This window comes from Erythrobacteraceae bacterium WH01K, assembly GCA_027941995.1.
GTDB lineage: Bacteria > Pseudomonadota > Alphaproteobacteria > Sphingomonadales > Sphingomonadaceae > CAJXSN01.
In genome coordinates this window covers 380,172-392,743 of record CP115966.1, presented here as the reverse complement: position 1 = coordinate 392,743, position 12,572 = coordinate 380,172, and the positions used below count along the sequence as shown (strand labels likewise).

11 protein-coding genes are annotated in these 12,572 nt (G+C 65.8%); 8 read left to right on the top strand and 3 right to left on the bottom strand.

Going from position 1 to position 12,572, the window contains the following annotated elements:
• Nucleotides 1-23: 23 nt before the first annotated feature.
• Nucleotides 24-1,649: a M23 family metallopeptidase gene (locus tag PF049_02045; GenBank protein ID WBY16972.1), complete on the bottom strand. Its 1,626-nt coding sequence runs from the start codon at nt 1,647-1,649 to the stop codon at nt 24-26.
• 195 nt (nt 1,650-1,844) lie between these two features.
• On the opposite strand from PF049_02045, the gene PF049_02040 reads away from it, so the two are divergent.
• From PF049_02040 to PF049_02010, 7 genes are all read left to right on the top strand, one after another.
• Nucleotides 1,845-4,484 (top strand): helicase-related protein, encoded by a 2,640-nt coding sequence (locus PF049_02040; protein ID WBY16971.1) that lies wholly within the window; start codon nt 1,845-1,847, stop codon nt 4,482-4,484.
• A 10-nt stretch (nt 4,485-4,494) separates the two neighbouring features.
• Entirely contained in the window at nt 4,495-4,806 is a 312-nt protein-coding gene (locus tag PF049_02035; GenBank protein ID WBY16970.1) for a S4 domain-containing protein, read from the top strand.
• Nucleotides 4,803-5,141 (top strand): ferredoxin family protein, encoded by a 339-nt coding sequence (locus PF049_02030; protein ID WBY16969.1) that lies wholly within the window; start codon nt 4,803-4,805, stop codon nt 5,139-5,141. Before PF049_02035 ends, PF049_02030 begins: the two co-directional genes overlap by 4 nt.
• Nucleotides 5,142-5,200: 59 nt before the next feature.
• Nucleotides 5,201-5,974: a YihY/virulence factor BrkB family protein gene (locus PF049_02025; protein ID WBY16968.1), complete on the top strand. Its 774-nt coding sequence runs from the start codon at nt 5,201-5,203 to the stop codon at nt 5,972-5,974.
• Nucleotides 5,975-6,184: 210 nt separating this feature from the next.
• Complete coding sequence (locus tag PF049_02020; GenBank protein ID WBY16967.1) at nt 6,185-6,718, top strand: CarD family transcriptional regulator; 534 nt, start codon at nt 6,185-6,187, stop codon at nt 6,716-6,718.
• Between the two features lie 125 nt (nt 6,719-6,843).
• Nucleotides 6,844-7,824, top strand: coding sequence for a DUF2807 domain-containing protein (locus tag PF049_02015; protein ID WBY16966.1), 981 nt, complete (start codon nt 6,844-6,846; stop codon nt 7,822-7,824).
• 102 nt (nt 7,825-7,926) lie between these two features.
• The gene (locus tag PF049_02010; GenBank protein ID WBY16965.1) at nt 7,927-8,250 is read left to right on the top strand and encodes a hypothetical protein; all 324 of its coding nucleotides are present in this window, start codon (nt 7,927-7,929) and stop codon (nt 8,248-8,250) included.
• Between the two features lie 9 nt (nt 8,251-8,259).
• Here the strand turns inward: PF049_02010 and PF049_02005 are convergent, their stop codons facing one another.
• Nucleotides 8,260-9,204, bottom strand: coding sequence for an L-threonylcarbamoyladenylate synthase (locus tag PF049_02005; protein WBY16964.1), 945 nt, complete (start codon nt 9,202-9,204; stop codon nt 8,260-8,262).
• A gap of 64 nt (nt 9,205-9,268) precedes the next feature.
• Here PF049_02005 and PF049_02000 point away from each other — a divergent pair, with 64 nt between their 5' ends.
• On the top strand, nt 9,269-11,011 hold the full coding sequence (locus PF049_02000) for an acyl-CoA dehydrogenase (protein ID WBY17955.1): 1,743 nt from the start codon (nt 9,269-9,271) through the stop codon (nt 11,009-11,011).
• Between the two features lie 29 nt (nt 11,012-11,040).
• On the opposite strand, the gene PF049_01995 is transcribed toward PF049_02000, so the two are convergent.
• A complete protein-coding gene (locus PF049_01995; GenBank protein WBY16963.1) occupies nt 11,041-12,504 on the bottom strand; it encodes a sorbosone dehydrogenase family protein in 1,464 nt (487 codons plus the stop codon).
• Nucleotides 12,505-12,572 lie beyond the last annotated feature (68 nt).

Below are 12,572 nucleotides of genomic sequence, written 5' to 3'. Positions count from 1 at the left end.
TCGTGCCGGTATTGTGCCAGTACTCAGCGCCGCTGCGCGTAGGATGCATCCAGCTTGTCGATCTCGCGCCGCACCTCGACCTCTTGCGGGCCGGAGGGTTCGATGTCGGTCAGGGCCGCACCGGCTTCCACCGTCTTCAGCGAAGCGAGGCGCGACCGGAACCGGCGCAGCTCCTCGCCCGACAATTCGGCCCGGGTCACGTAGCTGACGGAGGCCGGGTCGATCTTCCGGTTGCCGCGATACATTTCGTAATGAAGATGCGGGCCGGTGCTGAGCCCCGTCGAACCGACATAGCCGATGACCTGTCCGCGCTGCACCGATGCACCCGCGCGCACGGCGATCCGGCTCATATGCGCATAGCCTGTCCCCAGGCCGCCTGCATGGTTCAGCCGCACGAAATTGCCATAGCCGCCCTTGCGCCCGGCGAAGGCCACGCGCCCGTCGGTCACCGCACGGATCGGCGTGCCGTATCCGCCGCGATAATCCTGCCCCGAATGCATCCGCTTGTAGCCCAGGATCGGATGACGCCGCATGCCGTAGCGCGAACTGATCGCCCCGGGCACCGGGCGGACGAGGCCGCTGCGGGTCTCCCCCACGCCCGACGCTTCGTAGAACTTGCCCTTGTCGCCCCAGCGCATCAGCTGCGCCTTCGGCTTTCCGTCCCGTTCGACCCCTGCATACAGCAGATTGCCGGCCTGCCGCTCACCCGTTTCGGCGCGGCGGTAGGAGATGATCATGTCGAACGTATCGCCGGAACCGACAGAGCGGTCCATGTCGAGATGACCGCCCAACGCCTTCAAGTACGCCTGTACGGCGCTGGCCGGTGCGCCCGCCGCACGCGCAGATCGGTACAGGCTGTCGCCGACGGTGCCGCGAATGCGCAGAGGCGTTTCGTCGACGGCGATCGGTTTACGAACGAGAGACAGGCCGGATGCGCCGCGCTCGACCGACAATGCCAGATCGAACCGCGCACGGAACGATAGCGATTCGAGGGGCCTCGGCTCACCCGGAGCGGTTCGGCGGCCAAGCGTTATGTCGAGCTGCGTGCCCGGTTCTATGTCCGCCGTGGCAATCGCGTTCTCGACCATGCCGGTAATCTGGGAAGCCTCGCTCTTTCCGACTCCGGCGCGCTGCAGCATGCGCTGGAAACTGTCGCCCCGGGCCAGTGTCGCGACCAGCTGTATCTGCGGACGCTCGGGCGCAGCGGCGAGTTTTCGCACCGCGCCGGTGGCCGCCATGTGCCGCCCGCTATCGCTGCCGAGGGCGAGCGGCATGATCGACTGGCTGCGAAACTCGTCCCGCACTTCGCTGTCCGCGATCATGGCGGGGGCCACTTCCAGCGGGGCGAAATCGGGCCAGAACGAGATGGCCGCAAAACCGAGCCCCAGCATCGTACCAAGCCCGCGCCACCAGCGCCGACTGCCGATATTCTCTGCCAGGCTGGGCGCGAGATCCAGCCCGTCCAGCCATGACGAGGCGTCGAGATGCCAGGCATCGAAACGGCTGCGGAACGTCGTGGTGCGGCGCAGCAGGTAGGAGCCGTCTTCGGCAATCACCTGTCCGTGCGAAAGCGCGGCGGCGCGCCAATGGCCCGCCCCGTCCTGTCCGGCATCGCTGCCGGCGCCGCCTTCGACACGTGCTACGTACATATGCCCTTCGTCCAAAAGGGGCCTGCCATGCTGTTGTGGTTTTACGACCCGGTCCGGCAGTCCCTGTGCCAAACCTGCCTGCAGGATTAAAGTTAATGTCGATTTAATCCCCGATGGGCGGGGCGGTATTGGCGATGAGTCGAAAGGCGTGCGCGCCGTCTTGCGATACCGCGCGCACAGTGCCAGACAGTGCAGATGAGCGACGCCCCGATCAAGGCGGTCCTCGGACCCACCAATACCGGCAAGACACATCTCGCTATCGAACGGATGTGCGGCCATTCGAGCGGGATGATAGGCTTCCCGCTGCGCCTGCTCGCGCGCGAAGTGTATGACCGCGTCGTGGCGATGAAGGGCGAGAAGCAGGTCGCCCTGATCACGGGCGAGGAACGGATAGAACCGCCCGGTGCGCGCTATTTCCTGTGCACGGCGGAAGCGATGGACCGGACCGGTGGCGGCCACGCCTTCGTCGCGCTGGACGAGGCACAATTGTCTGCCGACCGGGAACGGGGGCATATCTTCACCGACCGGCTGCTCAATGCCCGGGGTCGGGAGGAGACGATGTTCCTCGGCGCCGCCACGCTGGAGCCGTTGCTGCGCACCCTGGTCCCGAAGGCGGAAATCATGGAGCGCCCCCGGTTCTCCACCCTCACCCATATCGGCCCGCGCAAGCTGTCGCGCCTGCCCCCGCGCAGCGCCATCGTCGCCTTCAGCGCAGAGGGGGTGTACACTGCGGCGGAAATGCTGCGCCGGTACCGGGGCGGCGCGGCGGTGGTCATGGGTGCGCTAAGCCCCGAGACCCGCAACCGTCAGGTCGAGCTCTTCCAGTCCGGCGAAGTCGACTACATCGTTGCGACCGATGCCATCGGCATGGGGCTGAACCTCGATCTGAACCAAGTGGCGTTTGCGCAGCTCACAAAATTCGACGGGGTGGCGAAGCGGCGTCTCGCGCCGGCGGAAATGGCGCAGATTGCCGGCCGGGCCGGCCGCCATCAGCGGGACGGTACGTTCGGCGTGCTGGGCGGCGGTCTCGCCGGCAGTGATGGTGGCAGGCGCGGACGCGGCGTCCCCCTCGAATTCGAGGAAGAGGAAATCTACGCGATAGAGGAGAACCAGTTCGCGCCCCTTACGCACCTTTACTGGCGCAATGCCGAACCGCGTTTCGATACGCTCGCCGTGCTGATCGCGGATCTGGAGGCGCGGCCGCCACAGCGCGAATTGCGCGCTGCGCCCGAGGCGATCGATCTCGCCGTGCTGAAGAAACTGGCAGACGAGCCGCTTGCCCGTGACGTCAAGGGGGCGGGCCGGGTCCGGCGGTTCTGGGAAGCGTGCTCGCTGCCCGATTTCCGGCAGGCAGGCGCCGACCAGCACGCCCGTTTCGTCGCCCGGCTCTGGCGCGATCTGCAGGCCGGGTATATCGGCGCGGACTTCGTGGCCGCACGCATTGCCGAACTGGACAATGTGTCGGGCGACATCGCCACCCTGCAGGGGAGGATAGCCGCGATCCGATCCTGGGCCTATATCTGCCAGCGGCCCGACTGGGTGCTGGCGCGCGACGAAATGGCTTCCCGCGCCCGCGGTGTGGAGGCCCGCCTGTCCGACGCGCTCCATGCGCGTCTGACAGAGCGCTTTGTTAACCGGAGGACAGCGATCCTGATGAAAACCATGGGCGACGATCCGAGCCTGCTGCCCGTCACGCTGGATGATGACGGAACCTTGCGTGTCGAAAGCGAGTCCATCGGACAGGTCGACGGTTTCCGTTTCACCGTCGACACGCGGCTCGGCCACGATGACCGGCGTATGCTGCTGGCTGCCGGCGAGAAGGCGCTGCCACGCATTCTGTCGGACAAGGCCGACGGGCTGGCTGCGTCCGGGTTCGAAGGCGTCGAAATGGTTCGCGGCGAGATTTTCCACGCCGGGCAGAAACTCGCGCATCTGGAAGAAACCGCCGATCCGGCCAAGCCGCGCCTGGCGCTGGTGCGCGAGCTGGACGTCCTGCCCGATGCGGCGAAAACGCGGTTCGCCGCTGCGTTGCAGGACTGGACCGAAAAACAGCTCGAACCGCTGGCGCCCCTGTCGAAACTGGTCGAGGCGACCCGCGATCCGGAGGCCGGTTCGCAGGCCCGCGCGCTTCTTCACGCTCTGGTGGAAGGCCACGGCTATGCGCCAAGAGAGCGCGCAGGGATCCAGCACTTGCCCAAGGAAATGCGGCCCTTCCTTCGCCGCCTTGGCGTCACCTTCGGGGCGCTCGACATCTTTGCCCGCGACCTGCTGAAACCAGCGGCGCGCGCGGCGATGCACGCGGCCGGGATCGACAGGCGTCCGCTGGAGCCTGCCATGCGCTCGGTCCTGCCGGGCGAAGGCAAGCTGCCATCCGGTTACCGTCCTGCGGGCGACCAGTATGTCCGCGTCGACGTGGCCGAGAAGATCTTGCGCGCCGCGCACGAGAAGCGGGCGAAGGCGAAGGACAGCAAGTCGACCGTACTGGATGCAGCGCTGCCGGTATCCACGGGTCTTACCCCCGACAGCTGGCACCGGCTGCTGGGCGCGGCCGGTTTCCGCCTGCACAAGGGCAAGGCGCTGGCCGAGGATGCTTTCGGTCCGCCCGCGCCCGATCGCTGGAGCTGGCGTCCGGGCGGCCATGCCAATGCCCGCCCCGGAAGGGGAGCGCGGAACGACGGCCGAAAGGGGCGGGGTCCGAAACCCGGCGACGGGAAGAAGGGCTCGCCCAAGACCGGCTCGCCAGCGCGCGGCAGGCGCGACAAGCCCGCCCAAACCGCCAATTCCCCCGCAACCGGGAAGGCGTTTGCCGGCCTTGCCGACCTGCTGAAGCCCTGACGGAAGCCGGATGCGGCTGGACCTGCTGCTCTACCGCCTCCGGCTGGCCCGCACGCGGGGGCTGGCGCAGGCAAAAACGCTGACAGGTCATATCAGGGTCAACGGCAACAGGGTCCGCCGGGCAAGCCATGCGGTCTCCCCCGGTGACATGCTGACCATGCCCCATGGAAACGGGGTCCTGGTGTGCGAAGTCCTGCACCTGCCGGAGCGCCGCGGACCTGCCGCGGAAGCGCGTTGCTGCTATCGCGTGCTTGACCCCGATGCGCAAAGCGACTTAGCAGAGCGGCCAGATACGGATTGCCGAGGACCCGAGATTCCATGACCTACGTCGTCACCGATGCGTGCATCAAATGCAAATACACCGATTGCGTGGAGGTCTGCCCGGTAGACTGCTTCTACGAAGGCGAGAACATGCTGGTCATCAATCCCAGCGAATGCATCGACTGCGGCGTCTGCGAACCGGAATGCCCGGCAGAGGCGATCCTGCCTGATACCGAGGACAATCTCGAGAAGTGGCTCGAGATCAACACCAAGTTCTCTGCCGAATGGCCGAACATCACCAGCCAGAAGGAACCGCCTGCCGACGCCGACGAGCACAAGGGCGAGGAAGGCAAGTACGAGAAGTTCTTCAGCGAGAAGCCGGGCGAAGGCGACTGATTCGCTCCTGCCGGCCGCGCTTTCGCGGAACCGGCGACCTGCCCGTCAATTAAACGGGCATGCTGTCCCACCTGAAGAATGCCGCGGGCCGTCCGTATATCGGCCTCGCCGCGGCGGGTATCGCCTATTATACGTTCCTGGCCATGGTCCCGCTGATTGCCAGCGCGGTCCTGATTTTCGGCATCTGGGCCGACCCCGCCACCATCGGATCGCAGGTCGATGCCGTGGCGCAGTTGCTCCCGGGGGCAGCGGGCGAGCTGGTCGGAACGGAGATGCTGGAAATCGCAGCGGGCGACGATACCGCGCAGGGATTCGGTCTCGTCCTCGCCATCGCTCTTTCGCTGGTTGCAGCGCGCGGTGCGGCCATGGCGGTGATCGACGGGCTGGACCTTGCCTATCGCGCCCAAGACGAGCGGAGTTTCATCCGGCGAAACGCACTGGCACTGGGAATCACCGTGGCGGGTATCCTGGGCCTGGGCCTGATCGCGCTCGCCATCGGATATGCCGGGTTCACCGACGGGATCCTCTCGAGCGTCATTTCCTATTTCCTCCTGTTCTTTGCCGTCCTGCTGGGCGCGGCCCTTCTGTACCGCCGGGCACCCGACCGGCATCGTCCGCATTGGAAGGAGACCCTGCCGGGCGCGGCCCTCTTCGCCGCCGCATGGCTGGTCGGCACGGCGGGGTTCGGGACCTACGTCGCAAATTTCGGCAATTACGATGCGACCTACGGGTCGCTGGGTGCAATAGTAATCCTGCTGACCTGGATCTGGCTCAGCGCCTATCTTCTCTTGCTCGGTGCGGCCTTCAATTCGTCACGGCAGGGTATCGACTGACCTCCGGTTTGCCGCCAGCTGCCGACGACTCGCAATTTTCTTGCGACTGTGCTATATAATGCAACAACTGCCGGGGTGATGCCCCGCGCAGATGGTTAGGTTGAAAGGCAGGATCCCCCGACATTCCAGAAATCGCCGGTTGTCGCATCACCGCGGCACGAGGGTTTCTGAACGCGTCCCGGCGACCCGGCCCGATTGAAAGGATTACGCATGGCAGCCAAGGCTACCGCCTTCGATGTTGGCGATTACGTTGTCTATCCCAAGCACGGCGTGGGCCGTGTGATCGAACTTCAGAACGAAGAAATCGCCGGGATGCAGCTGGAACTCTACGTCCTGCGTTTTGAAAAAGAGCGCATGACGTTGCGCGTCCCCACCAACAAGGTCGAATCGATCGGCATGCGCAAGCTGTCGAGCGACAAGACTCTGAAGGAAGCGATGGAAACGCTGAAGGGGAAGCCCAAGGTCAAGCGTACCATGTGGAGCCGCCGCGCGCAGGAATACGAAGCGAAGATCAATTCGGGCGAGCTGGTCTCGATCGCCGAAGTGACCCGCGACCTGTTCCGCCCGGACGACCAGCCGGAACAGAGCTATTCCGAGCGCCAGATCTTCGAAGCGGCCTCCAGCCGCCTGGCCCGCGAACTCGCCGCGATGGAGAAAACGGACGAGCCGACCGCGCTCGAGAAGATTCTCGACATCCTGCGCGAGCATGCGCCGCAATATTACGAGAACACCGAAGAGGGCTGATTTCGCCCAACCGGCTTTTGCCATCGACGAAGGGCCATCCTGAAAGGGGTGGCCCTTCTGCCATGACCTTGCGAGACGTCTCCCAGTGTATTATAACGCTAACACACTTTGGACGGGAGAATGTCATGCTCACCAGCCTTTTGAAAAGACTTGCCCCGGTGGCGGCGATTATTGCCGCCTCCGCCAGTGCCGGATGCGACGGCCTCGATATTTCCATCGGAGATGACGACGGGGTGCCGCTGGCCGAACTCGACATGGGCGGCGATCCCCCGACCGGGATTGTTCTGGCCGGTCCCGACACCGTCATAGTGACCGAGGGCGAATCGCTCGACATCACGGTCGAGGGCGACGAACAGGCAGTAGATGCCGTCCGCTTTTCCCGCAGCGACGATTCGCTCGCCATCAGCCGGGAAAAGAATGGCTGGGACGAAGGGAAAGCGACCATCCGCGTCACCATGCCCCTCCCCGACAACGTCACACTGGCCGGCAGCGGCACGATCGAAGTGCCCGGAATGACGGACGCTGCCGAGGCGACGCTCGCCGGGTCCGGCACTGCGCGCCTGGGCCGTGTGTCGACCGACATGCTGGAAGTCACGATCGCGGGATCGGGCACGCTGGAGGCATCGGGTACGACCGCAATGCTGGAGCTGACGATTGCCGGATCGGGCAAGGCGAACATGGCCGGGCTGCGCGCTGAGGCAGCAGAAGTGACGATTGCCGGTTCCGGCGATGCGGAATTCGCGTCCGACGGCTCTGTCGAGGCGACGATCATGGGATCGGGCACGGTCAATGTGAACGGCAATGCGACGTGCGAAGTCAGTTCGATGGGTACGGGCAAGCTGCGCTGTCAAGGCGGTACGACCGAGGCCTCCTCTTCCGCTGAAGATCAAAGCGCGGAGGCCGCTGCGCCCGAAGCGCCAGCCGCTCCCACCCGGCCGGAAACCCCGGCAGCGGCAACGGATACGGCGAGTGCGGCGTCCGACGAAACCGCCAGCCCCGCCCTGCGCGCGGCCCGTGCCGAAGCGCGTGCCGCGAGGGCGGAAGCGGTTGCTGCGCGCGCGGAAGCCGATGCGGCCCGCGCAGAGGCCGACGCCGCAGCGGAGTAATTATCCGTCCGGCAGATATTTTCCCCGTGGTGACCTGCCGGTCATTATGGGGTAAGCCTCGGGCAGGCAATCAGGCTTTTCCTGCCGCCACGGAGTTCCATCATGCCTAGGGCCGTCCTTCTCTTCCCGCTCGCATTTCTAGTTCAGGGCTGTCTGGCGAAGGCTGCGCTCGACGTCGCGACCCTGCCCGTGAAGGCGGCCAGCCGTGCCGTCGATCTCGCCACCACCAGTCAGTCGGAAGCCGATGAGAAGCGCGGGCGCGAAATCCGCCGCAGGGAAGCCGAACTGGCCAAGCTGGAGCGCCGGTACGAGAGGGAGCGGGAAGACTGCGAGCGCGGCGATGCGGACGCTTGCGAGGATGCACGCGGGACCTACGCCGAGATCGAACGCCTGCTTCCCTCGGTCCCCGTCGAACCCACCCGCTAGCCCCTGTTGTCAGGCAGAGGCGCGGCGCAGCCGGTCATTGATCGCGGCGCCCAACCCTGCGTCAGGGACCGTTGCCACGGCGATGCGCGCATGCGGCGCCTCGGCGGCGCGGTGCAGCCCCGCGTAGAGCCGCGCCGCCGCCTCTGCCAGATCGCCGGTAGGCGATAGCGACCAGTCCCCTGCCGTTTCGCCGAAGCCCAGCAGGAACTCGTCTTTTCTTGCCTCCGCAGCATCCAGCCGGACAGGTTTCCCCGGCGCATAATGCCTCGCGAGCTGCCCCGGAGCCCTGATCCCGTCGCCCGCATCCACAGGCGGACTTCCCAGAACCGCAGCGACCTCGTCCGCTGTCACCGGTCCGGGTCGCAGTATGGACCAGCCACCTGACGGCTCCAGCGCCACGATCGTGGACTCGAGGCCCTGCCTGCTTTCCCCGCCATCGATAATTCCGTCGATCCGGCCATCGAGCGTGGACAGGACATGGCGCGCGCAGGTCGGGCTGACCGTCTCGCTCCTGTTGGCGGAGGGAGCAGCCAGCGCATGACCCGTCGCTTCCAGCACTTGCCGCATCACCGGATGCGCCGGGCAGCGCAAGGCCACGGTCGGCAGGCCCGCGGTGACTGCCGGGGCGAGGGGTGCACCGTCCCGGGCGGGCACGACCAACGTGAGCGGTCCGGGCCAGAAGGTGCGCGCCAGCAGACGTGCCCTTTCGTCCAAGTCGGCAAGACCCTCTGCCATCGCCATGTCGGGGGTATGGACAATCAGCGGATTGAACGAGGGGCGGCCTTTCGCCTCGAACACTCGGGCGACCGCCTGGGCATCATCCGCCCTTGCAGCGAGGCCATAGACCGTCTCCGTCGGCACGGCGACGATGCGCCCGGCGCACAGCAAGCTTGCAGCACGGGCGATTCCGTCGCTTTCGGCCGCCAGCCGTTCCGTAGCGTTCTTGCCGTTCATGCCTGCGCGCTATATTCGCGCCCGCAACAATCCAAGCCTTTTCGGACATGAGGAAAGACGCGTGATCCCCTATACCGCCCCCACCCAGGACCAATTGCTCGCCATCAAGGTCAATGCCGGTATCGGCGAACTGGCACAGCACGAACGCTTCGCCGCTGCCGAGGCCGACATGGTCGAGGCGATCGTCGGCGGCATCGGGGAATTCGCAGCCGGGGAATGGGCGCCACTCAACCGCATAGGCGACCTCGAAGGTGCGAAGCTGGAAAACGGCGTCGTTCGCCTGCCGGACGGCTTCGAAGCCGCGTACAAGGCCTATGTCGAGCAGGGCTGGAACGCGATTGCGGGACCGGTCGACCACGGCGGACAGGGCCTGCCCTTCACCCTAGCCTGCAATGTGCTGGAAAATCTCGGCGCGGCTAATTTCGCCTTCAACCTCCTGCCCATGCTCTCGGTCGGCGCGATCGAGGCGCTGGAGCACCATGGCAGCGATGCGCAGAAGGCGATGTACCTGCCCGATCTCGTGAGCGGTAAATGGTCCGGCACGATGAACCTGACGGAGCCACAGGCTGGCAGCGATGTCGGTGCCCTGCGTGCGACCGCCACCCCCATCGAAGAGGGCGATCATGCGGGCAAGTGGTCGATAAAGGGGCAGAAGATCTACATCACCTGGGGCGATCACGAGCTGGCGGAGAACATCATCCACCTCGTCCTTGCCCGCACACCCGGAGCGCCAGAAGGCAGCCGCGGCATCTCCCTGTTCGTCGTGCCGAAATATCACGTGAACGCCGATGGTTCGCTGGGCGCACGCAACGATCTTCGCCCCGTCAGCCTTGAGCACAAGCTGGGCATCAACGCATCGCCCACCTGCGTGATGAGCTATGGCGACAATGACGAATGTATCGGCGAGATGGTCGGCGACGAAAACCGCGGTCTCGCCGCCATGTTCACGATGATGAACAATGCGCGCATCAATGTCGGCGCGCAGGGCGTGCAGGTAGGTGAGCGCGCGACCCAGCAGGCGATGGGCTATGCCCGCGAGCGTATCCAGTCCGCCCGCGCCGGTTCGCCGGACAAGTCGCCGGTCGCCATCCTGGAACATCCCGATGTTCGCCGGATGCTGCTGCGCATGAAGGCACTGACCGAAGGCATGCGTGCCCTGCTCTATTACACGGCAGGGCAGGTCGATCGCGGTACGCTGGGCGATGAAGCCGCGAAGATGCGAGCCGAAGTGCTGGTACCGATGCTGAAGGCGTGGGCGACCGATACCGGTGTCGATGTCGCCAGCATCGGCGTGCAGATCCATGGCGGCATGGGCTTTGTCGAGGAAACCGGTGCCGCCCAGCATTACCGCGATGCACGGATCGCACCGATCTACGAAGGCACCAACGGCATCCAGGCCGCGGATCTCGTGACGCGGAAGCTGGGCCTTGCCGATGGCGAGGCGCTGATCTCGCTGTTCGAGGACATCGCCCGCGACGCAGCGGACGAGCCGGCCCTGTTCGCCCTTGCCGGCGACTGTGCAGCGATTGCCCGCTGGATGCGCGAGGACGCCAGTCTCGACGACCGGCTTGCCGGAAGCGTGCCGTTCACGGAAATGGCAGCCATCGCGGTGACGGCGTGGCAGTTGATGAAGCAGGCGAACGCGGTCGAGAGCGGCGAAGCCCCGGCACTCGCCAGGAGCAAGCCTGTGACCACCCGCTATTTCCTCGACCATGTCGTGCCCGAGGCTGCAGGCCTGAAGGCCGCGGCGACCGCCGGGGCGGACCTGCTCTATACGCTCGACGCGGACGCGCTGACCGGCACCTGATCGGCCGGTCACGCGCGCTTCGCGGAGGCTCAGTTCCCGAGCGGGGAAACCTCGCGTGCGAATTCCTCTGAGAAGCTGGCGGCCGGATCGCCGGTCAGTTCGCGCTGCGGCCTTAGCGATCCGCGCTGCTGGCGCTCGATCGCAGCGGCAGGCGCGGCGCCGGGGGCGATGACGCGCCACACGATTCCGGCGGTATCGTCCGTGACCAGCAGCGAACCGTCCTGCGCCCATTCGACCCAGGTCGGGCGGCCCTTGGTCGTGCCATCGTCGTTCAGGAAGCCGGTCAGGACGGGCTGCGGCTTGCCCTGCGGGTTGCCCCGCTCGTCGAAAGCCACATAGACCACGTCGTAACCCGATGGCGGCTTGCGGTTCCACGAGCCGTGCCGCGCGATGAACGCGCCTCGGCCGAACGCCTCGCCCATCCGGTTGCCTTCCGCGCTGAAGACGAGGCCGAGCGCAGCGACATGGGGTCCCATCGCATATTCCGGGCGGCGCGCATATTCGGTCAAATAGGCGGGCATCGGAGCCTCTACCCGTTCGTCGATATTGCTTTTCCAGTAGACCCACGGCCAGCCATACTGCGCGCCGACCGGGACATTGGTCAGGTAGTCGGGCACCAGGTCCCCGCCCAGCATGTCGCGTTCGTTCACGGTGGTCCAGAGCTCGCCCGACATCGGGTTCCAGTCGAGGCCGTTGGGATTGCGCAGGCCAACAGCGAATTGCCGCTGGCTGCCGGATTCGATGTCGTATTCCCAGATCATGGCGCGGCCTTCCTCGACCTCCATGCCCTTCTCGCCGACATTGCTGACGGAACCGACCGCGACGTACAGCTTCGTCCCTTCGGGGTTGAGTTCGATATTGCGCATCCAGTGACCGCCGCCCGGCGGCAGGTCCATCAACTTGCGCGGATTGCCGGAGACCGCGCTTTCGCCCAGTTCGTAGTCGAAAGCGAGCAGCGCGTCGTGATTGGCGACGTAGAGCGTGCTGTCGTTCCACGCCATGCCGGACGGGGAATCGAGTTCGTCCGCAATGACCTGCCGCATGTCCGCGACGCCATCGGCATCCGTATCGCGCATCAGGACGACCTGGTTCGCCGATTCGCCGGTCGCTCCGGCGCGGCTCATCAGGAGGTTGGAGATCCAGCTCATGAAGCCGCCGCTGCCTTCCTTCGCCGGGGCCCGGGTCAGCGTTACCAGAATATCGCCATTGGGCAGCGCGTAGAGGATGCGCGGGTGGTCGAGCCCGTCGGCGAAACGCTGCACGACCAGTCCCTCGGCCGCATCCGGCAATTCGCCGTCCTGCCAGCCCACCGGCTCTGCAATCGCAACGGTCGGCAGCAATCCGCCATCGGGCTCGGTCAGTTCCGGATCGGTCCCGGCCACGGCGTCGACCGAAAGATCGGCTGTATTCCCGCGCAAGAGGAAGAACAGGACCACCCCGACGAGTAGGAGGATCCCAAGGATGGTGAGGAGGATCTTGCGACGAGTGCTCATGGCGTCAGCGTTAGGCATAGCCGCCCTTTCCCGCAATGGGGCACATGGTCCTCGCCATTCGCGGCGCG